The sequence below is a fragment of the Paraburkholderia sp. EG286A genome (genome assembly GCF_040965375.1).
Lineage (GTDB): Bacteria > Pseudomonadota > Gammaproteobacteria > Burkholderiales > Burkholderiaceae > Paraburkholderia.
In genome coordinates, this window is the sequence record NZ_JBFRCB010000007.1 from 16,246 (window position 1) to 37,825 (window position 21,580).

Consider the following 21,580-nt stretch of genomic DNA (forward strand, 5'->3'; position numbering starts at 1 on the left):
CAGGCCATTATCGGATCGCGCGCGCCACGTCCTGCAACTGCGTGAAGGCGCGGAAACGCGCTTCGTGCAGCGCCGCGATCTCGCCTGTGGCCGGCGCGTAGACCTTGCTGATTTGCGACATCGCGGCCATCGCCTCGCGCGCGTTTTCGTATAGCCCGCCAGCCACGGCGCCCAGCATGGCCGCGCCCAGCAGGACGGGCTCCTCGGCGTGGGTGGCCAGCACGGGCTTGCCCGTTGCGTCCGCGAGCAGCTGGCGCACGAGGTCGAGCCTGCCTGCACCGCCGCTGATCACGACCTGCTCGATCGGCGCGCCCGCCTGGGCCTGCACCTCGATGATCTGCCGCAGCCCATAGCCGATACTGCCGATGCCCGCGACATAGAGCGCGACGAGGCTCTCCATGTCCGTCTCCATGCCGAGTCCCGCGATGACGGCCCGCGCGTGCGGATCGGCGAACGGCGCGCGGTTGCCGAGGAATTCCGGCACGACATGCAGGCCTGCATCGTGCGCGAGGCGCACCGCGCCCGATTCACCCTGCGCAGCCTGAACCGCCAGCCCGGCAAGCATCGTCGGCAGCGACTGGCCTTCGCTCGCCGCGCGGCTCGCGGCTTCTGCAGCGAGCGGATGCATCGTGAGCAAGCGCTCGATCGCCGCGCCCGCCACCGACTGCCCGCCTTCGTTGAGCCACGCACCGGGCACCATCGCCGCGTAGTACGGCCCCCACACGCCGGGCACGAACACGGGGTCGCGCGTGGTCGTCATCGTGCATGACGAGGTGCCGAACACATACGCGAGGCACGCCTCGGGCTGCCCTTGCGCGCCGACCGTGCCGATGCCGCCCGCGTGCGCGTCGATCACGCCCGTCGCGACGGCGGTGCCCGCGCGCAGGCCGAGCTGCGCGGCGGCCTCGGGCGTGAGCCCGCTGCCGAGCGGCGTGCCCGGCTCGACGATCGTGCGGCCGATGCGCGCGAAGCCTTCGTCGGCAAGCACGCCGAGACCCACGGTGCGGAAGTAGCTCTCGTCCCAGCGCTGCTCGTGCGCGAGATAGGTCCACTTGCAGGTCACGGTGCAGGTGGAGCGCGAAAGATCGCCCGTGGCGCGCCACGTGAGGAAGTCGGTCAGGTCGAAGAACTGCCAGGCCGCGGCGAACACCTCGGGCCGGTTTTCCAGCAGCCACAGTAGCTTGGGCGTCTCCATCTCGGGAGAGATCTTGCCGCCCACGAAGCGCAGCACATCGTGGCCCGTGGCGTTGATGCGCTCGGCCTGCTCCACGGCGCGATGGTCCATCCACACGATGATGTCGCGCTCGGCCACCTCGGACGGGCCAACGGGCAGCGGCGTGCCGCCCTCGCCCAGCACGACGAGCGAACAGGTGGCGTCGAAGCCGATCCCGGCGATCTGCTCCGGCGAGATCGCGGCCTGCGCGAGCGCGTCCTTCACCGCCTGGCACACGGCGTTCCAGATCTGCGTGCTCGATTGCTCGACGATGGCGCCGCTCTCGTGAAACACGCTGATGTCGTGTTTCGCCGACGCCAGCATGCGTCCGGCGGAATCGAAAATGCCGGCGCGGGCGCTGCCCGTGCCCACATCGACGCCGACGGTATGGCGTGCGCCGCCGGCCTGGTGATTTGAGGTCATGGCTGGTTGACTGTGGGTTTACAGATCGACACTGTTCGGCAGGATCACGAGGTCGCGAATGGTGACGTTGCGCGGCCGCGTGAGCATGAATACCACGGAATCGGCCACTTCTTTCGGCTGCATGAGACTGCCCTGGGCCAGCGCTTCGTCCATCTTCGCCTTGGGCCAGTCGTCGAGCAAGGCCGTGACCACGGGGCCCGGCAGCACCGCGCCCACGCGCACGCCGTGCTTCGCGACCTGGCGGCGCACGGTGTGCGTAAAGGCCTGCACCGCGAACTTCGAGGCCGTGTAAATGGGCTCCCACACCACCGGCACGACGCCCGCCACCGAACTCGTGAAAATGATGTCGCCCGACTTCTGCGCGATCATGTGCGGCAGCACCGCATGCACCGAGCGAAACGCGGCGTTGATGTTCAGGTTGAGCATGCGGTCCCACTCGTCGGGATTGCCGTTCGCCACCTCGCCGCCGACATACGCGCCCGCGTTGGCGTGGAAGATATCGAGCCCGCCGGCGAGATCGAGGATCCTTGGCAGCATCGTCGGATAGTCCGCGGGGTTGAGCAGGTCCATGGCGAGCGGCAGCGCGTTGGGCCCGAGCTCCGCGCAACATTTCGCGAGCCGGTCCGCTGCGCGGTCGATCAGCACGACTTTCGCGCCTTCGTCCACGAGCGCGCGCACGCACGCGAAGCCGATGCCGGACGCCGCGCCCGTAATGGCGGCGACCTTTCCCTTGATCGATTCAGACATGGGTGACTTTCTCCTTGAATCAGGTTCGAACGCCTTAGGCGCGGCCGTGCGAAACACGCGACTGGCGGGCGAGCGAATCGACGATCACCGCAATGGCCAGCACGGCGCCGGTAATCATGAAGCGCAGCGACGACGACAGGTTCAGCAGCGTCAGACCGCTCGCAATCGACTGGATCACGATGATGCCGAGCACGGCCGACCATGCGCTGCCGCGCCCGCCGAACAGGCTCGTGCCGCCGATCACGGCCGCCGCGATGGCGTTGAGGTTGACGTCGCCGGTGCCGGCCTGCTGGCTCGCCGAAGCAAGGCGCGCCGCCGTCAGCACGCCGCCGATGGCGGCGAGGCTCGCGCACAGCACGAAGGCGCTCGTATAGATCGCGCCGACCTTGATACCCGCGCGCCGCGCGGCTTCGTGATTGCCGCCCACGGCGTGCATCGAACGGCCCCAGCGCGTGCGCGTGAGCGCGTACTGCATGACGACCGCGAGACCCAGAAAGAGGCCGAACATCAGCGGCACGCCACGCCCGCGGTTGAGATAGGCCACGACGATTTCGAAGAACACGGTCAGCGCCGCGGCGCGCCCGAGCAGGCCTGCGACCGAAGGCGCCGAAAGCCTGGCCGCATGGCGGCGCGTGCGCGTGCGCAGGCCGAGCAGCAGGAGCACGATACCGGGCAGCAGCGCGATCACGTGTGAGACGACCGGCGGGATCACCATCAGTTGTCCGAAGTTCACCATCGCCGAGCCGTAGGGCAAATTGATCGACCCCGTCGAGCCGAGCACATAGAGCTGCATGCCGAGGATGGCGAGCAGCCCCGCGAGCGTCGAGACGAAACTTGGCATGCCGATCCAGTTGAGCAGCAGCGCATACAGCGCGCCGATCACCGCGCCCACCGCGATCGCGGCAACGATGGCGAGCAGCACGGGCCAGCCGTCGTTGACCCACAATGTGCCGACCAGCGCCGAGGCGAAGCCGCTCATCGAGCCCACCGAGAGATCGATCTGCCCGAGCAGCAGCACGCAGACGATGCCGAGCGAAATGACGCCGACCGTCGAGCAGTCGAACAGCATGTTCACGAGGTTGTCGGCGGAGAGAAACACGGGGTTCAGGCTCGTGAACACCGTCCAGATGATCACGAGCCCCGCGATGACCGGGAGCGAGCCGAGGTCGCCCGAGCGCACGCGGTCGACGAATGCGGACACGCTCTCGCCGATTCCGCTCGCATGCTTCACGCGCACGTCGCTGCGGTCTAGCAGCGTGGATGGCTTCGCATCGGGCTTTGAATCGGCCTTTGGGGCGTCCGGGTTTTCAGGCTGCGGAGCGCCATGGATAGTCTTGCTCATGATCGTTCCTTTCATTGCACGTCCTGTTGCGCCTGGCGGCGGCCCGCGCGGCGCGACACCGCGTTTTCGGTCGCCCCGGTGATCGCCGCCACGAGTTCGGCGTTGGAGGAGTCGGGATAAAAGATCCCGTTGTTACGGCCGAGGCGCAGCACGACGATGCGGTCGGCCACGGCGCGCACGTCTTCCATGTTGTGGCTGATCATGATGACGGCGTGGCCGCGGTCGCGCACGCGCTCGATCAGGTTCAGCACCTCGGCGGTCTGGGCCACGCCGAGCGCGGCGGTCGGTTCGTCGAGCATGATGAGTTTCGGGTCGAGCAGCAGCGAGCGCGCGATCGCCACGGTCTGGCGCTGGCCGCCCGAGAGCGAGGCGACCACGTCGCGCACGCTGGGAATGCGCGCCGAAAGCTCGTTGAGGAGCGTCCAGGCCTTCACTTCCATCGTGACCTCGTCGAGCCGGTACGGGCTCAACTCGCGGCCGAGGAAGATGTTCGCCACGACGTCGAGGTTCTCGCACAGCGCGAGGTCCTGGAACACCGTCGCGATCCCCAGGTCGAGGGCCGTGCCCGGATCGGACAGGTTCACCGGCTGGCCGCGAAACGTGATCGTCCCGGCGCTCGGCTGGTGCACGCCCGCCAGAATCTTCACGAGCGTCGATTTGCCCGCGCCGTTGTCGCCGACGAGGGCGACCACCTCGCCCGCATGCACGTCGAGCTCGATATCCGTGAGGGCCGAAACCGCGCCGAAGTGCTTCGAGACGCCGCGCAGGCTCAGCACCAGCTCGCCGGGCGCGCCGTGTGCCGTGGCGCGGTTCGTTGCGCGGTTCGTTGATTCGTCAGTCATGAAATGGGTACCTCTTCGTTGCTCTCAGGGCCCGGCGCGCGCCGGGCCCAGCCATGCGTATCAGCCGCCGATGCCGAGCTTCTTGCAGCCGTCGGCGTAACGGCCCGTGCACAGGTCCGACGCTTTCGCGAAGCCCTTGTCCACCACCTCGGCCTTGATGTTCTTCTGCGTGATGACGGCCGGCTTGAACAGTTGCGTGGGCGTCTTGAAGAGCGTCGTCTCGCCCTTCACGGGCTTGCCGTCGAGGAAGCCCACGGCCACCTTGGCCGCCGCACCCGCCACGATCTCGCTGGGCTTGAGGATCGTGTTGTACTGGTCGCCCGCGATGATCAGTTGCAGGCCCGCCGTGGTCGCGTCGTTACCCGTGACCGGCGGCACCGGATTCATGCCCGCCGCCTTGAAGGCCGCGATGGTGCCGCCCGCCGTGCCGTCGTTGGCGGCCACGACGCCCACGATCTGCGGCCCGAAGCGCGTGACCTGCCCGCTCACCCACTGCTGCGCCTTGGGCGGCGCCCACTCCGGCGTGTCGTACTCGGAGAGCGTCTTGTAGCCGCTGCCCTGCAGCCCTTCGTGAATGCCCTTCTTGATGAGCCCCGCGGCGGCGTCGGTCGGCGAGCCGTTCACTTCGAGCACGCCGCCCTTGCTCCCGGCCACGCCCGACTCTTTCAGATGCTGCACGAGCGACTGGGCGATGGACTTGCCGATTTCCTCGTTGTCGAATGAAACGTAGTAATCGGCCGGCGTGGACGGCACGGGCCGGTCATACGCGATGACCTTGATGCCCTGGCTCTGCGCCATATGCACGAGCGAAGCTGCGGCCGTGGAGTCCACCGGATCGAGCACGATGACCTTCGCGCCCTGCGCGATCACCGAATTGAACTGTTGCTGCTGCTGCGAGGCATCGGCATTCGCGTTCTGGTAGAGCACCTTGCAGTCGGGGCAGAGCTTGCCCATTTCGGCCTTGAAACCGGGGAAATCGTGCTGCTCGTAGCGCGTGGAGGCCTGGTCGGGCATCAGGAACGCGACCGTGCCGCTCGGCGCGGCGCAAGCCGACGTGATGCCCGCAAGGGCGAGACTGAGTGCGGCGGCGCCGATCAGTTGGGTGTGAAGTCGGGTCATTGGGTGTCTCCGTTTTTTGGTTGAATGCCGGGTAGGGTTGCCGGTGCTGTCGTGCTGCCTGGTGAACGTGTGAGTTCGTCCTGCGCAATACCTGACATGCGCACTGCGTTTGAAAGTGTCTTGCTGGGCGATCCGCTAGCCGATCGCGGGCGCGCCGTACACGGCTTCGCTCTTGCTGGCCGCGCTCGCGGCGTTGAGCCGCTGATACGAGCGCCAGCGCGACGGCGACATTTCCTTGATCAACAGGAACTGGCGGTTGAAATTCGAGAGGTTGTTGAAGCCCACCTGATAGCAGATGTCCGTGATGTTCAGTTCGCCCGACATCAGTAGCTGGCACGCCAGATTGATGCGCAGCTGGTTCACGTAGCGGACGAACGACACGCCCGTATGGCGGCGGAAATAGCGCGAAAACGCGCTTACGCTCTGCCCGGCCAGTTCCGCCAGCTCCGTTTCGCGCAGCTCCTGGGAGAGATTCTTGCCGATGAAGGCGAGCACGTGATTGATGCGCGTGCCCGCATAGCGGGCCGGGTCGGCCCGATACGCCTCGCTGGCGAGCGCCGCGGGCTCCTCGCTTTGCACGAGCAGATCGAGCAGGTCGATGAAGAGCGTGACGCGCCGCATGCCCTGTGCGCCCAGCATCTCGCGCAGGATCGGCTCGGCGGCCGCGCCCGTTGCCGGCGTGAACAGCAGCCCCCAGCGCGACGCGTCGAGCAGCCCTTCCACGCGCCTGAATTCGGGAAACGCCTCGATCGCGCGCGCGATGAATTCCGCATCGAACTGGAGGACGAGACAACGTTCGTCCACCGGCTCGTCGTGCGGCACGCTGCTTACCCAGTTGTGCGGCAAGTTCGGGCCGATCATCACGAGATTGCCGGGCGCGAAGCTGCCGATGAAATCGCCCACGAAATACTTGCCCGTGGTCGAGGTAATGAGGTGGATTTCGTACTCGGGATGGAAGTGCCAGCGCACCGTTCGATAGGGGTAGCCGTGCGACCAGACCTTGAACGACTCGTCGCGCGGCACGGCGACCAGTTCGAGGTCAGGCTGGGAATGTGTGGCGCAAGGCGCGCTCGCGCGCGTCGTGGCTGCCCCAATGGTTTGCATCTCGACTCCTCCTGCACGGTTTTTCTTGTTCTGCGACGGTTGCTCGCGCATAGGCTGGACCTACCCTCGGACCGCGCGCCGCCATGACTGAAAATTACCCGCCGCGGCACGTATCCACCACTGAAAATCAGACCGCAGACTGATACTTTCTTGCATTCGGGTTAGTCCTGGGCCGATTCCAGTGTGCCGGAAGTCAACTTTTGTGCATAGCAACAGCCCTCGCCGGCGAACGGCGAGACTGGTCAACCACCACAAAAACGGCAAATGTTGCTGCCGCATGATTGAGCGCGAAGCCAAAGAGTGGTCAAAAGTCGCCACTTCCCCCGCGCGACGGGTACTCGTGATGCGCAGGCAGGGAAAGTCCCGATGCGAAATCGTCCTATGACATCGGAAACAGAAATTGACGGGACTAACTTGATCGCTCAAGCGCGCCATTCGGGCCGCGGTTCCTGACAAGAGGACGTCTTATGCGATTCGCCGAAACTTGGCATTCCCCCACGCCGGGCCGGTCCCTATGGGACGATACGTCGACTCCCGACCACGACCAGCACGCCGCCCCCACCGGCAGCGCGCACACACTGCCACGCCGCGCCATTACCGCCGCCGCGCTCGGCAACGCAACCGAGTGGTTCGACTATGGCATCTACGCCTATGGGCTCGCCTATATCTCCGCGGCGCTGTTTCCGGGCAGCACGGCAAGCGCTACGCTGTTCGGGCTCGGCACCTTCGCCATTTCATTTCTGATTCGCCCGCTCGGCGGCCTGTTCTGGGGCCCGCTCGGCGACCGCTTCGGGCGCAAGAAAGTGCTCGCGCTGACCGTGCTGCTGATGTCGGGCGCCACGCTGCTCGTGGGCCTGCTGCCGACCTATGCGAAAGCCGGCTGGATCGCCCCGGCCGCGCTCATCGTCTTGCGCATGATCCAGGGCTTCTCCACCGGCGGCGAATATGGCGGGGCAGCGACCTTCATGGCTGAATACGCGCCCGACGCGCGGCGCGGCTTCTGCGGGAGTTTCCTCGAGTTCGCCACGCTGGCCGGCTTTTCGCTGGGCGCCTTGCTGATGCTCGCGGCGTCGCTCGCGCTCGGCAACGATGCGATGCATGCGTGGGGCTGGCGCCTGCCGTTCCTCGTCGCGGCGCCGCTGGGCTTGATCGGCTTCTATCTGCGTTCGCGCATCGAGGACACGCCCGTGTTCCGCGAGATGGAAGAGAAGTTCGAGCAACAGGAGCGGGAGCGCCCGGCCATTTCGCTGGGCACGCTGCTGCGCGAGCATCGCGTGCCGCTCGTGCTGCTGGGCGGGCTCGTGGTTGCGCTCAATGTCGTGAACTACGTGCTGCTCGCGTATATGCCGACGTACATGCACAAGGAACTGGGCGTGAGCGAGAACATGTCGCTGCTCATTCCGCTCATCGGCATGCTCACGATGATGGCCCTGCTGCCGTTCGCGGGCCGGCTCTCCGATCACGTGGGCCGCAAGACGCTCTGGTGGTTCTCGCTCGTCGGGCTGTTCGTTGCCGCCGTGCCGATGTTCATGCTGATGCGCCACGGCGTGGCCGGCGCGCTGATCGGCTTCGCCGTGCTCGGCCTGCTCTATGCGCCGCAGCTCGCGACCATCTCGGCGATGTTCCCGGCCATGTTCCCGACGCAAGTGCGTTACGCGGGGATGGCGATTGCCTACAACGTCTCGACCTCGCTGTTCGGCGGCACCGCGCCGATCGTGAGCGACTGGCTCGTGGACAAGACCGGCAGCCCGCTCGTCCCGGCGTACTACATGATGGCCGCGTGCGCGGTCGGCGCCATCGCACTCTTCTTCGTGATCGAAACGAAGGGCTGTTCGTTGCGCGGACAACAGGTGCCTGGCAAGGCGCAGCAGTAACGGCATGGCGGGCCGCACGCGCCCGTCATGTTCCGATCGAAATGCCCGACCGCGTGTCGGGCATTTTGCTTTGCAGCGACTAACGTTTGAAAATGACCTTCGTCGTCGCGGGATCGATCGGCGAGGACGAATGCTGATGGAAGATCTTCCAGCCCTCGCCCGTTTGCCTGAGCGTTGCGGTGATGCGATTGTCCATCGAGCGCAATTCGTCGCCGTCCGCCGCGACCGCTTTGTAGGTCACGAAGGCGTGGACCACGGCGAGGTCCTGGGAGACGACGGTCTGCGCCTCGCTGAAATCCACGATCACGCGCTCGGCGCCCAGCGAGCCGAACCAGCCCTCCACCATGTTGCGCCATGACGCGATGCCCTCGTACGTCCAGGCGCCCCACATGTCGAAGGCCAGGATGTCGGGGTCGTAGAGCGCGACGAACGCGTCGACGTCTTTGGCCAGTACCGCGGCTTTGTACTGGTGCAGCACCTGCAAGACCGGATCGGCGGCTTTGTCCACTGGGTTGTCTCCTGAACCAGGTTGCGTTGGCGAATGAACGGCTGCTTATTAAAGCAACGCCGCCTGGCCTCTGTCCAGTGAATTCGCCGCCCTGCCTTTCAGGTGCGCGAAGCGTTGGCGAGCACCCGGGCGGCCTTGCCCTGCGGACGCAGCAGCAAATAAAAGGCGGCGCCATGCGTAATCGCCAGCAGCGGCACGACGATCACGGGAATCACGTAGGTCGCGCCCAGTTCTCCCGCGTGTACAGGCACGCCGGCCTGGATGGCGTGGTAGTAGGCAAAAGCCAGATCCACCGCGCCCACGAGATTGAACGCCACGACGAAGAACCAGAACACGGGACGCTTTCTCGCCGCGAGCAGCGCCAGCATGGCCAGCGCCCCCGTTGCGAGGTCCCCATAGCCGGTGGGCACGGCGAAGCTCGCGGGCAAATCGGGACTCACGACGCCCGGCAGCATGAAGACCAGCCCGAAGAAGCGGAAGCTGTGCAGCGTGGCGATCGCGCGCTGTGCGTCGAATGGGTCCATCGACTTGAGCCGGGGCCAGACGTACACGGTAAAACAAAGGAGCCACGCGACATACCCTAGCGCGAGATGCAAACGAAAAATCGATTCCGGTGACATGCTGCCTCCTGCAAGGTGCGTTGCGATGAGTGGATGAAACGGAGCGAGATCATGCGGCGCGACGCCGGAACAGTTGCCGCAGCGAAAGCGCATGCAACAGGATCGAACTGGGCACGACGAACGCGGGCGTCAGTACGTACGGCCAGGTGCCCGCGTTGAGGCTCGGCAGATCCGGCGCGATCAACTGGAACCGGCCGGGCGCCGTGATCATCCCCAGCGTCACGGCGACGGCGAAATCGGCGAGTCCAAACAGGTTCCAGGCGATGGCGGCCTTGCGCCCCTGCGCCGTCCCGCTCGCCACCGCGATGGCCGCCGGCACGGCAAACAGGCCGGTCAGCAGGTCGCCGGTGCCCGCCGGCAACGCGTCCACGCCGGCCATCGCGCCGTGCAGCCACGCTGCGATCGCCCAACTGCCGAACACGCGGTAAAACTGCAGCGCGATGAGCCAGGCCGCCGGCATCGCGTCGAGCACTTGGCCGACCCGCTTCGACAACAGTAGTAGCGGCGCGCCGACCATCACCGGCAGGAATATCGCCAACGGCAGCATTGGCAGCGGCGGCGGTACGGCACTCAGCCGAAAGACGCCATGGATCGCCGCGCTCCAGACGACTGCAAACCAAAGCGCATGCGCCATGAGAATCACAAGCCAGGTCGCGCGGCGCTGGTTCAGCGTCAGGTCGGTGCGTTCGAGCCCGAGCCACAATCCGAGCGCCATGAACATCTGGGCCACGAGCTGGTGCGCCGTGGTTTGAAAACCGCTGCCCGGAATCGCGGGCAGCCAGTACATCACGGCAATCCACAGCAACGTGAGCGGCGCAATCCAGCGCAGGCTGCGCCAGGCCGGGCGCGGCGGGATGATGCCAACGGGAACGGCGGGCGTGCTCATCGACGGTTCTCCAGATGAATGCCGGACTTCGCGGTGGATCCTGCCTGCGCGCGACGCGCTTTGCGCGCGTCATCGGCTGGCACGTTAGGTGTACCATCGATTCCCGCGAGCGACTATTCATCACAATGTTGATGCGCTATGAAGCAGAACTTCACAGTCCGGCAAGGTGCGCTCGATGGCGTGGAGGCGTTCCTGAGCGTTGCCAGGCACCGCAGCTTTCGCAAGGCGGCAGCGGACCTCGGGGTGACGCCTTCGGCCATCAGCCAGGCGGTGCGTGTGCTCGAAGAACGCATCGGCGCGGCGCTGTTCGTGCGCACCACGCGCAGCGTCGGCCTGACCGAGGCCGGCGAACGGTTTCTCTCGCGCGCCAAGCCCGCCTTCGAGGAACTGGTCGCCGCGAGCGAAGTCGCACGCGACCTCGGCCAGCGCCCTACGGGTTTGTTGCGGCTCTCCGTGCCGCGCGCGGTCGTGCCGTTGCTGCTGGAGCCGCTGCTCGCTTCGTTCTGCCAGGCGTATCCCGAAGTGGAGGTGGAAATCGCCGTGAGCAAGGAGGTGGTCGATCTCGCGGCGGAAGGCTTCGACGCCGGCATCCGGCTCGGCCAACTGGTGGCCGCCGACATGGTGGCGGTGCCGCTGACACCGCCGTTTCGTCTCGTCGTCGTCGGTAGTCCTGCCTATCTTTCCACCAACAAACGACCCCGCCACACGGACGATCTGCGCGAGCACGCCTGCTTGCGCTGGCGGCGCTCCAACGGCGCGCTGGCTTCATGGTCATTCGACGACCACGGGCACGCCATGGAGATCGCCGTCTCCGGACCGCTGATCGCCAGCGATTTCCCGACCATGATGGGCGCCGCGCTCGAAGGCATCGGCCTCGCCCAGCTACCCGAGCCGATGGTTGCCGACGCGGTGAAAGCGGGCAAACTCGTGCGCGTGCTCGACGCCTACGCGCCGATGCTGCCGGGCGTATTTCTCTGCTATCCGAGCCGCCGCCAGATCATGCCCAAGCTGCGCGCGTTCATCGACCATGTGAAGAGCCGCAAGGCGGGCGCGGGTCAAGCCAAAAACCGTTGAACCCACCCGCGGCGCTTCGACGTCAAGCGATGCTTTCCCACGCGCCCGAGCGGGCCGAACGGAATACGGCGTCGATCACGCGCATGTTTGCGCTGGCGTCTTCCAGCGCAATTGCCTGAGGCGTGCCGTTCAAAATCGCCTCGGCAAAAACCGCCGCTGCCACGCCGTACTGATCGCATACCGGCAACTCCAGCCAGCGATCCGCTTCTCCCTGCTGGCTCAACAGCAGCCGCGTCGGCCGGTCATTCGGCGCGTTGAACGGGATCTCGACCTCGATGCGCCCGGTCGTGCCGTGAAACTGCATGCGCTGGTAAGGATGAACCTGGGTGGAGTAAAAGAAACTCGCTTGCACGCCGTCGAAATCCATCAGCACGGAGCCAAGCCGGTCCACGTCGAACGACGGGTCGCGCTCCATCAGCGCGACCACGCGCTTCGGCTCACGCCCGAGAATGAGGCGCGAGGTCGTGATCGGATAACAGCCGATATCGAGCAAGCCGCCGCCACCCATATCGCTATGGTTGCGAATGTCCTGCGCATTGGTGTTGAAGTAGGTAAAGCCACCGGTCACCGCGCGCAATTCGCCTATCGCACCCTCTTCGATCAACGCCTGCACCTTGAGCCACTGCGGATGCGTGCGCACCATGAAGGCTTCCTGGATGTACCGACCGCTCTTGTCGCGCGCGGCGATCAAGCGCTGTGCCTGTTGCGCATCGAGCCCGATCGGTTTTTCGCATAGCACATGCTTGCCGGCCTCGACGGCCTTGATCGTCCACTCCACGTGAAGATGATTGGGCAACGGTATATAGATCGCATCGATTTCGGGGTCGGCCAGCAGCGCCTCGTAACTGTCGTACGCGTGCGCGAGTCCGTACTTCGCCGCGGCCGCCTGGGCCTTCTGCGCTGAACGCGAAGCAATCGCTTTTACGCGGCACTTCGGTGCGTGGTGCATGGGCACGACGACCTTGTCGTTGATCTTCGACGTACCCAGGATACCCCAGACGATTTCATCCTTTGCCATGACGTTCCCTTTGAATTCGATGATGTGATGCCCGGAATGGACTGAATGGAACTCACTCTTGACGAGCATTGCAAACGAGCGCTGCACAGTGAACGGCATACGCTCGAATGCAGGAGTTTACACCCGCGAAAACCCTCACCTCTCACGCTGGCGAACGCGTCTTGCAACAACTGATAACAACTGACGGCGAGATGAAAGCATGGCGTCACGAGAGATTCGCCTTCTAGCCCCACATTGCTCGGGCTGTGCGCAGGTCCCTCGCAGTTCCCCACAAATGCAAACCAAAAAACGAGGTGAAAGATGGAGAATACGACCCGGTGGTCGCGGTTAGGCGCAGTCGTTGGCGCGGGTGCCATGGCACTTGCGGGTGTGCACACAACGGCTTACGCAGGCGACATGAAGGATGTGAAGCACGTCCTGCTCATCAGTTTTGACGGCCTGCATGAACAGGACGTGACGCGTTGCATCGGCAGCAATGCCTGCCCCAACCTCGCGCTGCTCGCGAAGTCGGGCGTGACCTATACGAACGCCCATACGCCGCATCTGTCCGACTCGTTCCCGGGCCTCACGGCGCTGGTGACGGGCGGCTCGCCGAAGAGCGCAGGCCTCTTCTATGACGTGTCATATGACCGTACGCTCTACGCACCGCTCGATTCGCACTGCAAGGGCCCGCAAGGCTGGAACGTCGTGTTCGACGAGACGACCGGCATCGACGGCGAGAACGGCGGCGCGCTGACCCATCTCGACGGTGGCGGCGCGTTCAATCCGCAAGCCATTCCCTACGCGAAGGTCAATGGCGTTTGCACGCCCGTGTACCCGCACAATTACATCAAGACGAACACGGTCTTCGAAGTCATCAAGCAGAACATCCACGGCGCGCGCACCGCGTGGGCGGACAAGCATGCGTGGGGCTACGACTGGGTCAACGGTCCTTCGGGCAAGGGCGTGGACGATCTGGCGCGCACCGAGATCAACTCGATCGACCCCAAGACGGGCACGTATTACCTCGACACCTACACGCATACCGAAGTCTTCGACAACATCCACGTGCAGGCGCTGATCAACGAGATCGACGGCCTCGACTCGACGGGCAAGACGAGCGCGCCGGTGCCCACGATGTTCGGCACGAACTTCCAGACGCTCAGCGTCGCGCAGAAGTCGCCGGTGGCAAACCAGGGCGGCTATCTCGACGCCGACTTCACGCCCGGCCCGCAGGTCGCGGCTGCAATCACGTACCTGGACAACTCGCTCGGCCGCGTGGTGCAGGAACTGAAGCAGCGCAATCTCTACTCGTCGACGCTCATCATCGTGACGGCCAAGCACGGCCAGTCGCCGACCGATCACTCGAAGCTGGTGAAGAACGGCGACACGCTCACGAAGCTGCTCGAGGCCAATAACTATCTGGACTCGACCGGCAACTTCGGTCAGAACAACACGAAGACGGGCAACCTGAACGACGGTTCGGGCCTCCCGGGCACGGGCATGGTGCAGACCGACGACGTGGGCCTGATCTGGCTGCGCGATCAGAGCCAGAAGGACGCCGTGGTGAAGACGCTGCAGGCGAACCTGAGCTGTAACGCGCCGGGCATTTGCGCGGACGGCCCGCAGGCGTACATCCTCACGGGTGACCGCCTCGCCGACTGGTTCGGCAATCCGTCGAACGGCCGCACGCCGGACATCATCGTGCAGCCGAATCCGGGCGTGATCTATACGTCGAGCACGGCGAAGGATGAAGAGCACGGCGGCAACGCGCCCGACGACAGCCATCTGGGTCTCGTCGTGTCGTTCCCCGGCATTCACCACGCCGGCCGTACGGACGACCACTACGTCTTCACGACCCAGGTCGCACCGACGATCCTGAGCGCGCTCGACCTCGATCCGCATCTGCTGCACGCGGTTCAGCTCGAAGGCACGCATCGCCTGCCGGGGCTGGGTCTCGACGAGAAGTAAGGAGAGTTGGAAGCCGCGCAAGGCGCGGCTGGCGGCGGCAGTCATCGGACGGTCCGATGGCTGCCTCGTCAGCGGCCCGCCTAGACCGTCTGCAGCCCTTCGATATCGCAGATGCGGATCAGCTTGCCCTGCGCGTCGATCAGGCCGCGCTTCTGGAAGCGCGACAAGATCCGGCTCACGGTTTCGAGCGTGATGCCGAGGTAGCTGCCCATATCTTCACGCGACATGCGCAGACGGAACTCCGCCTGCGAATAACCGCGCTGCCAGTTGCGCGACGACACGTCGAGCAGGAAGGCGGCCACGCGCTCTTCGGCGGTGAGCGAGCCCAGCACCATCATCTGCGAGGCTTCCTGGTTGAACTGGTCGCCCATGAGCCGGTGCAGCCGGTCCTGCATCGTGCCGCTTTCGCGGCACAAGCCCTTGAGCGCGGCGTAGGGAAGCGTGCAAATCGAGCTGTCTTCGAGCGCAACGGCGCTGAACGCGTGCACGTCGGTGGCGATGCCGTCGAGCCCCAGCGCGTCGCCCGCGAGACGCAGCCCGGTGATCTGCTCGCGGCCGTCGCGATTGACGATCAGCGTCTTGAGCGAGCCGGAGCGCACGGCGTAGAGGCTGTCGAAGCGGTCGCCCGAGCGATACAGCGCCTCCCCGCGGCGCACCTTGCGCGCCCCGCAGATCAGCGCCTCGAGCTTCGGCAGGTCTTCTGCCGGCAGGCCTTGCGGCATGCAAAGGTGGCGCATGGCGCATCCGGAACAGCGCGCGCTGGGCGGCGTTCCGGCGAGAGGAGCGCGGCTGCTTTGGCGCACGACGATAGCCGATCCTGCGACGGGTGAGAGCATCGAACGACTCCTTCTTTAACATTTTTTAAGATTTCGACGCATTGTCACACCATGCGCGTGCGTCAATGTGGTGGCAAAATGCCGCGCACTAGAACCGCGGGCCTTTGAGCCTTGTCAGGCAGCGGTTTCGCGGCCTGTTGCGCAAGCGCAAGCGACCGAAAAGCAACACCTGCGCAAGCCCAGCGGGAACGAAAAAAACCGCCGTACTGGCGTACGGCGGCTCGCGACATTGAACCGTCAATGGTTGACGCGCGCTGCGCAGCTTACCCCGCCACCAGACTGCGCTCGGCCACCTCGTCTACGGCCTGCTTGACGATCCCGACGATCTCGTCGGCTTCGGCTCGCGTCATGACGAGCGGCGGCGCGAAGCCCAGGATGTCGCCATGCGGCATGGCGCGTGCGATCACGCCGCGCTGCAGCGCCGCCGCCGAGACCTTCGGCCCGATCTTCAGCGCCGGGTCGAACGGCTTGCGCGCCTCCTTGTCGGCCATGAATTCCAGCGCCGCCAGCATGCCCACGCTGCGCACCTCGCCCACGAGCGGATGCGCGCCGAACGCCTCGCGCAGCTTCGCGCCGAAGTACGAGCCGACCTGCCCGGCGTTCTCCACGAGCTTTTCGCGCTCGAGGATCGCCAGATTGGCGAGCGCCGCCGCAGCACACACCGGGTGTCCGGAATAGGTCCAGCCGTGCCCCATCGGCCCGTGCTCCTGCGAGCCGCGCGCGATCACGTCCCAGACCTTCTCGCCCACGATCACGCCGGAGAGCGGCGCATACGCGCTCGTGAGGCCCTTCGCGACGGTGATGAGATCCGGCTCGATGCCGAAGTGCTGCGCGCCCATCTTCGAGCCCAGACGCCCGAAGCCGCACACCACCTCGTCGGAGATCAGCAGGATGTCGTGCTTGCGCAGCACCGCCTGGATGGCCGGCCAGTAGCCCCTGGGCGGCTCGATGATGCCGCCCGTGCCCATCACCGGCTCGGCGATGAATGCGGCGACCGTGTCCGCGCCTTCGCGCGCGATCAGCTTTTCGAGCTCTTCCACGCAGTACGCGACGAACTGCGCCTCGTTCATGCCCGCGGGTGCCTTGCGATACCAGTGCGGGCAGACCGTATGCTTCACGCGGTCGATCGGCAGATCGAAATGCTGATGGAAGCTCGGCAGGCCGGTGAGGCTGCCCGTGACGATGCCCGAGCCGTGATAGCCGCGGTCGCGCGAGATGATCTTCTTCTTGTTCGGGCGGCCCAGCACGTTGTTGTAGTACCAGACGATCTTGACCTGGGTTTCGTTCGCATCCGAACCGGACATGCCGTAGTACACCTTCTTCATGCCGGCCGGCGACCAGTCGATGATGCGCGACGACAGCTCGATGATCGCATCCGACGAATGGCCCACATAGGTGTGGTAGTAGGCAAGCTGCTTCGCCTGCTCGTACATGGCGTCGGCGACTTCGGTACGGCCATAGCCGATGTTCACGCAGTAGAGGCCCGCGAAGGCGTCGATATACTGCTCGCCCTCGTGGTCCTCGATGCGGATGCCCTTGCCGCCGCGCACGATCTTGCCCGGCAGCGCGCCGCTCTCGTGGTCGTAGGCGTGCGTGGACGGGTGCATGAAGTGCGCGCGGTCCTGCTCGAAGAGTGCGTCGATGCGTTGAGTCATGTAGTCCTCCTGATTTCCGGTTCAGGCCATGGCCGCGAGCGGCAGGCCGAGATTGCCAAGACAAAAATATTTGGTTTCCACGAAGGGCTCGAAGCCCTCCGCACCGCCTTCGCGGCCAAGACCCGAGGCCTTCATGCCGCCGAATGGAATGGGCGCGCCCGTGAACTTCACGCCGTTCACCGAGACCATCGCGAAGTCGAGCCGCCGCACCAACTGGAAGATCGTGTCCATGCGCGTCGCGCACACGTAGGCCGCGAGGCCGTATTCCGTGTCGTTCGCCCTGGCGATCACTTCGTCGAGCGTGTCGAACGCGCAGACCGCCGAAATGGGCGCGAAGTTTTCCTCGTCGTACACGCGCATGCCGGGCGCGGCATCCGCGATCACCGTGGGCTCGTAGTACCAGCCGCCCAGCGCATGCGGCTGGCCGCCCGCCACGATGCGCGCGCCCTTCTCGCGTGCATCGGCCACGCGCGCGGCCGTGCCGTCGAACGCGGCCTGGTGCATGAGCGGGCCCACGTCCACCTCTTTCTCGAACGCGGGGCCGGTCTTGAGCGCGCGCACCGCGGCCGCATAGCGCTCGACGAACGCTTCGTAAAGCGGGCGCGCCACGAAAATACGGTTCGCCGCGCAGCAGTCCTGGCCCGAGGTCTGGAATTTCGCCCCCACGGCGATCCTGACGGACTGCTCGAGATCGGCGTCTTCCGTGACGATGAACGGTGCGTTGCCGCCCAGTTCCAGCGCCACCTTCTTGATGCCCGCACGCGCCGCCGTCTGGGTGACGAGCGAGCCCACGCGCGTCGAGCCCGTGAAGCTCACGGCACGCACGCGCGTGTCGCTCACCAGCGTTTCCATCGCCATTTGCGGCTCGCCGAGCACCACGTTGTAGACGCCCGCCGGAAAGCCGGCTTCCTCCGCGAGTTGCGCCAAGGCGAGCGCCGAATACGGCGTTTCGTGCGCAGGCTTGACGACGACCGTGCAGCCGGCGGCGAGCGCGGCGGCGGCCTTGCGCGTGATCATCGCCACCGGAAAATTCCATGGCGTGATGAGCGCCGCGACGCCCACCGGCTCCATCACCGTGCCCAGATGCGCACCGTCGATATGGGTGGGAATCGTCCGACCTGCCAGGCGTTTCGCCTCATGCGCGTACCACTCGACGAAGCTCGCCGCATAGCGGATTTCGCCGCGCGATTCGGCCAGCGGCTTGCCCTGCTCCAGCGAGAGCAGTGCCGCCAGATCCTCCTGGTGCCGCACGATCCGTTCGTGCCAGCGCAGCAGTGCCGCGCTGCGTTGCGTCTGCGAGACCCAGCGCCACGATTCGAAGGCGCGCTGTGCTGCGTCGACTGCACCGGTGATCTGTGCGCGCACGAGCATGGGCACGTGGCCGATCACCGACTGGTCCGCGGGGTTCTGCACGGCCACGGTGGCGGCGCTGTCGCTATGCACCCAGCGGCCGTCCACGTAGCACAGCGATTTGAACAGAATGGGGTGTCCTGGCAGCATCTCGTCTACTCCTTGTCAGGTCTGTCGATATGCAATCCATTCTGGGGCCGGCCGCATCGCGAATTTTTTGGTTTTCGGCCCCGCGCACTTGCGTTTTTTTTGGAACCGCCGCGCGCGGGCGCGAAAAATTCACGCGCTTTCCAGGGCCCACGCAGGCGCGTGGCCGGGCGCGCACTTCACCACCTTCGTCACGATGTAGGTGAAGTAGCGCTCGATGCCGAGATCCTCCATCAGCAGCGCGTCGATAAAGCGCTGGTAGTGGTCGATATCGCGCGCCATCACGTGCAGCACGTAGTCCACTCCGCCGCCCGTCGCATAGCACTGCATGACTTCTTCTGCCGCGCTCACGCGTTCTTCGAAGCGCCGCATGTCGGGCGCGGTATGGCGCGATAGCGTCACTTCCACGACGATACGGCTGCCACGCGTCGCGCCTACCCAGTCCACCTCGGCGTGATAGCCACGTATCACGCCGCTTTCCTCGAGCTTGCGCACGCGCTCCCAGGCCGGCGAAATCGAAAGATTGACCTCTTCGGCGAGCTTCGATTTCGTGATGCGGCCATCGCGTTCGAGGATGCGCAGGATGGCGAGGTCGTAACGGTCGAGCTTGATCACGACGCGCTCATGCCGCCACGGGCAGGTTGCGTTCGACGACGTCGGCCACCACGGCCACGGTGTCGCCCGCCTGCACGAGCCCTGGGAAATGGCGCGCCGCGAGCAGCCCTCCGCGTTGCGCCCGATATTCCACAGGGCGCGCGCCGGTGCGATTGATGTCGTGCACGCGCGCGAGCAACTCGCCCGCCTCGACCGTATCGCCGAGATCGCGGCACATCTCCAGCATGCCGCGATGCTCGCTCGTGGTGTAGCAAGTGCCATCGGGCATGTCGAGCAAGGTGGTCGTGCGCGGGCCGACGCCGCGCTCGCCGGCCTTGCGCTCGATGACGCCGGCGTGCGCAAGAAAGCCGCGCACGCCGCGATCCGCAATCGCCACGCTCTGCGCGGTGGAAGTGCCGCCGCCGCCCAGTTCGGTCGAAACGAACACCTTGCCCGCTTCCTCCACGGCGCTGTCGAACAGGCCGACGCTGTCGAGTTCCAGCATGCGCATCGAGTACGGCGCGCCGAATGCCCGCATCGCACGCTCGCAGCGCGCCTGCTGATCGCCATCGGGCAGCACATGGATCGCCGCGAACGGCACGAAGTCGAGCGTGCGCCCGCCCGCATGAATATCGAGCACGTAATCGGCACGCGCGAGCAACTCACGCTGGAAGTAATCGGCGATCTTTTCGGTCACGCTGCCGTCGGGGCGCCCCGGAAAGCTGCGGTTCAGATTGCCCGCATCGATCGGCGAGGTGCGCGTGCCCGCACGAAACGCGGGATAGTTCATGTACGGCACGATGATCACGCGGCCGTTCACGTCCGCGGCCTGCAGCGCGCCCGCCAGCTTGGCGAGCGCGATCGGCCCTTCGTATTCGTCGCCGTGATTGCCGCCCGTGAGCAGCACGGTCGGCCCCTCGCCGTGCTTGACGACGGTGAGCGGAATCATGATCGCGCCCCACGCGGAATCGTCGCGCGAATAAGGCAGCCTCAAAAAGCCGTGTTGCACGCCATTGGCGTCGTAATCGACGGTCGGCGTAATCGGTGACGCACGCATCGGCCCTACTCCTTCACGAACAGTTTGCGCGGCGTGGTGCAGAACGTTTCGACGCCGGTTTCGGTAATCAGGATGCTTTCGGTAATTTCGAGGCCCCAGTCGTCGAGCCACAGACCCGGCATGAAGTGAAACGTCATGCCGGGTTCGAGGACCGTGCGGTCGCCCGGGCGCAGGCTCATGGTGCGCTCGCCCCAGTCGGGCGGAAAGCTCGCACCAATGGGGTAGCCGCAGCGGCTGTTCTTCTCGATGCCCGATTTGCGCAGCACCGCAAAGAACGCATTGGCGATGTCCTCGCACACGTTGCCGGGCTTCGCGGCGGCGAGGCCGGCCTCGATGCCTTCCACCACGGCCTTCTCCGCATCGAGAAAGTGCTTTGGCGGCTTGCCGAGATAGACGGTGCGCGACTGCGGGCAGTGATAGCGGTGGTAGCAGCCCGCGATCTCGAAGAACGTGCCCGCGTTCGCCGTGAATGCCGAGTCGTCCCACGTGAGGTGCGGGGCGGCGGCATCGGCGCCGGTGGGCAGGAGCGGCACGATGGCCGGATAGTCGCCGCCGTGGCCTTCGACGCCGGTAATGCCCGCTTCATAGATCTGCGCAACGAGGTCGCACTTCCGCATGCCCGGCTCGACCACATCGAGAATGCGCGCGTGCATCTTCTCGACGATGCGCGCCGCAACGCGCATGTACTCGATCTCGCGCGGCGACTTCACCGCGCGCTGCCAGTTCACGAGCGCGGTGGCATCCACCCAGCGCGCCTTGGGCAAATGGCGCTGGAGCGACGCGTAGGCCGCCGCACTGAAGTAGTAGTTGTCCATCTCCACGCCGATGCGCAGCGTGTCCCAGCCGCGCGCGGCGATGACTTCCGTGCTCAGGTAGTCCATGGGATGACGCACGGGCGACTGAACGTAATGATCAGGATAACCGATGATATTGCCATGCGACATGAACGCCGTGCGCTTCGCGCCGTTCGCGTCCTGGCCGCGGCCGAACCAGACGGGTTCGCCGTCCATGGTTAGCAGCACGCATTGATGGACATAGAACGACCAGCCGTCGTAGCCGGTCAGCCAGTTCATGTTGGTCGGGTCCGTGACGATCAGCAGATCGATGCCTTCGTCCTGCATCGCGCGGCGCGTCTTCGCAATGCGCGCGTCGTATTCGCTGCGTGCGAACACGAAGCGCGGCGCCACCTCACTCTTTTCAATTGCTGCGGACATCTTTCCC

At 65.6% G+C, this 21,580-nt stretch carries 19 protein-coding genes; 3 read left to right on the forward strand and 16 right to left on the reverse strand.

Going from position 1 to position 21,580, the window contains the following annotated elements; all coding sequences use genetic code 11:
• Positions 1 to 7: 7 nt before the first annotated feature.
• The 6 genes from AB4Y35_RS30025 to AB4Y35_RS30050 form a co-directional block, all read right to left on the reverse strand.
• On the reverse strand, positions 8 to 1,636 hold the full coding sequence (locus tag AB4Y35_RS30025; RefSeq protein ID WP_368707248.1) for an FGGY-family carbohydrate kinase: 1,629 nt from the start codon (positions 1,634 to 1,636) through the stop codon (positions 8 to 10).
• A gap of 18 nt (positions 1,637 to 1,654) precedes the next feature.
• On the reverse strand, positions 1,655 to 2,383 hold the full coding sequence (locus AB4Y35_RS30030) for an SDR family oxidoreductase (protein WP_368707249.1): 729 nt from the start codon (positions 2,381 to 2,383) through the stop codon (positions 1,655 to 1,657).
• Positions 2,384 to 2,417: 34 nt separating this feature from the next.
• A complete protein-coding gene (locus tag AB4Y35_RS30035) occupies positions 2,418 to 3,725 on the reverse strand; it encodes a sugar ABC transporter permease (RefSeq protein WP_368707250.1) in 1,308 nt (435 codons plus the stop codon).
• An 11-nt stretch (positions 3,726 to 3,736) separates the two neighbouring features.
• Entirely contained in the window at positions 3,737 to 4,567 is an 831-nt protein-coding gene (locus tag AB4Y35_RS30040) for an ATP-binding cassette domain-containing protein (protein WP_368693874.1), read from the reverse strand.
• 60 nt (positions 4,568 to 4,627) lie between these two features.
• Positions 4,628 to 5,686: a sugar ABC transporter substrate-binding protein gene (locus AB4Y35_RS30045; protein ID WP_368707251.1), complete on the reverse strand. Its 1,059-nt coding sequence runs from the start codon at positions 5,684 to 5,686 to the stop codon at positions 4,628 to 4,630.
• Positions 5,687 to 5,821: 135 nt separating this feature from the next.
• On the reverse strand, positions 5,822 to 6,790 hold the full coding sequence (locus tag AB4Y35_RS30050; RefSeq protein ID WP_368707252.1) for an AraC family transcriptional regulator: 969 nt from the start codon (positions 6,788 to 6,790) through the stop codon (positions 5,822 to 5,824).
• 467 nt (positions 6,791 to 7,257) lie between these two features.
• Here AB4Y35_RS30050 and AB4Y35_RS30055 point away from each other — a divergent pair, with 467 nt between their 5' ends.
• Positions 7,258 to 8,664 (forward strand): MFS transporter, encoded by a 1,407-nt coding sequence (locus tag AB4Y35_RS30055; protein ID WP_368707253.1) that lies wholly within the window; start codon positions 7,258 to 7,260, stop codon positions 8,662 to 8,664.
• Positions 8,665 to 8,743: 79 nt separating this feature from the next.
• On the opposite strand, the gene AB4Y35_RS30060 is transcribed toward AB4Y35_RS30055, so the two are convergent.
• The 3 genes from AB4Y35_RS30060 to AB4Y35_RS30070 form a co-directional block, all read right to left on the reverse strand.
• A complete protein-coding gene (locus AB4Y35_RS30060) occupies positions 8,744 to 9,172 on the reverse strand; it encodes a nuclear transport factor 2 family protein (RefSeq protein WP_368707254.1) in 429 nt (142 codons plus the stop codon).
• Between the two features lie 98 nt (positions 9,173 to 9,270).
• Positions 9,271 to 9,792, reverse strand: a complete 522-nt coding sequence (locus AB4Y35_RS30065) for a hypothetical protein (protein WP_368707255.1) — start codon at positions 9,790 to 9,792, stop codon at positions 9,271 to 9,273.
• 49 nt (positions 9,793 to 9,841) lie between these two features.
• Positions 9,842 to 10,678: an MFS transporter gene (locus AB4Y35_RS30070; RefSeq protein WP_368707256.1), complete on the reverse strand. Its 837-nt coding sequence runs from the start codon at positions 10,676 to 10,678 to the stop codon at positions 9,842 to 9,844.
• Between the two features lie 138 nt (positions 10,679 to 10,816).
• Here AB4Y35_RS30070 and AB4Y35_RS30075 point away from each other — a divergent pair, with 138 nt between their 5' ends.
• Positions 10,817 to 11,752 (forward strand): LysR family transcriptional regulator, encoded by a 936-nt coding sequence (locus AB4Y35_RS30075; protein ID WP_368707257.1) that lies wholly within the window; start codon positions 10,817 to 10,819, stop codon positions 11,750 to 11,752.
• Positions 11,753 to 11,774: 22 nt separating this feature from the next.
• On the opposite strand, the gene AB4Y35_RS30080 is transcribed toward AB4Y35_RS30075, so the two are convergent.
• On the reverse strand, positions 11,775 to 12,770 hold the full coding sequence (locus tag AB4Y35_RS30080) for a Gfo/Idh/MocA family protein (protein ID WP_368707258.1): 996 nt from the start codon (positions 12,768 to 12,770) through the stop codon (positions 11,775 to 11,777).
• A gap of 300 nt (positions 12,771 to 13,070) precedes the next feature.
• On the opposite strand from AB4Y35_RS30080, the gene AB4Y35_RS30085 reads away from it, so the two are divergent.
• Positions 13,071 to 14,720: an alkaline phosphatase family protein gene (locus tag AB4Y35_RS30085; RefSeq protein WP_368707259.1), complete on the forward strand. Its 1,650-nt coding sequence runs from the start codon at positions 13,071 to 13,073 to the stop codon at positions 14,718 to 14,720.
• A gap of 80 nt (positions 14,721 to 14,800) precedes the next feature.
• Here AB4Y35_RS30085 and AB4Y35_RS30090 read toward each other — a convergent pair whose 3' ends face one another.
• The 6 genes from AB4Y35_RS30090 to doeA form a co-directional block, all read right to left on the reverse strand.
• Positions 14,801 to 15,457, reverse strand: a complete 657-nt coding sequence (locus AB4Y35_RS30090) for a helix-turn-helix domain-containing protein (RefSeq protein WP_028203801.1) — start codon at positions 15,455 to 15,457, stop codon at positions 14,801 to 14,803.
• A gap of 362 nt (positions 15,458 to 15,819) precedes the next feature.
• Positions 15,820 to 17,211 (reverse strand): aspartate aminotransferase family protein, encoded by a 1,392-nt coding sequence (locus tag AB4Y35_RS30095; RefSeq protein WP_368707260.1) that lies wholly within the window; start codon positions 17,209 to 17,211, stop codon positions 15,820 to 15,822.
• Between the two features lie 21 nt (positions 17,212 to 17,232).
• Positions 17,233 to 18,711: an NAD-dependent succinate-semialdehyde dehydrogenase gene (locus AB4Y35_RS30100; protein WP_368707261.1), complete on the reverse strand. Its 1,479-nt coding sequence runs from the start codon at positions 18,709 to 18,711 to the stop codon at positions 17,233 to 17,235.
• A gap of 129 nt (positions 18,712 to 18,840) precedes the next feature.
• Entirely contained in the window at positions 18,841 to 19,323 is a 483-nt protein-coding gene (locus AB4Y35_RS30105) for an Lrp/AsnC family transcriptional regulator (protein WP_368707262.1), read from the reverse strand.
• A 7-nt stretch (positions 19,324 to 19,330) separates the two neighbouring features.
• Complete coding sequence (doeB, locus tag AB4Y35_RS30110) at positions 19,331 to 20,359, reverse strand: N(2)-acetyl-L-2,4-diaminobutanoate deacetylase DoeB (protein WP_368707263.1); 1,029 nt, start codon at positions 20,357 to 20,359, stop codon at positions 19,331 to 19,333.
• Between the two features lie 5 nt (positions 20,360 to 20,364).
• Entirely contained in the window at positions 20,365 to 21,573 is a 1,209-nt protein-coding gene (gene doeA / locus AB4Y35_RS30115; RefSeq protein WP_368707264.1) for an ectoine hydrolase DoeA, read from the reverse strand.
• Positions 21,574 to 21,580: the final 7 nt, after the last annotated feature.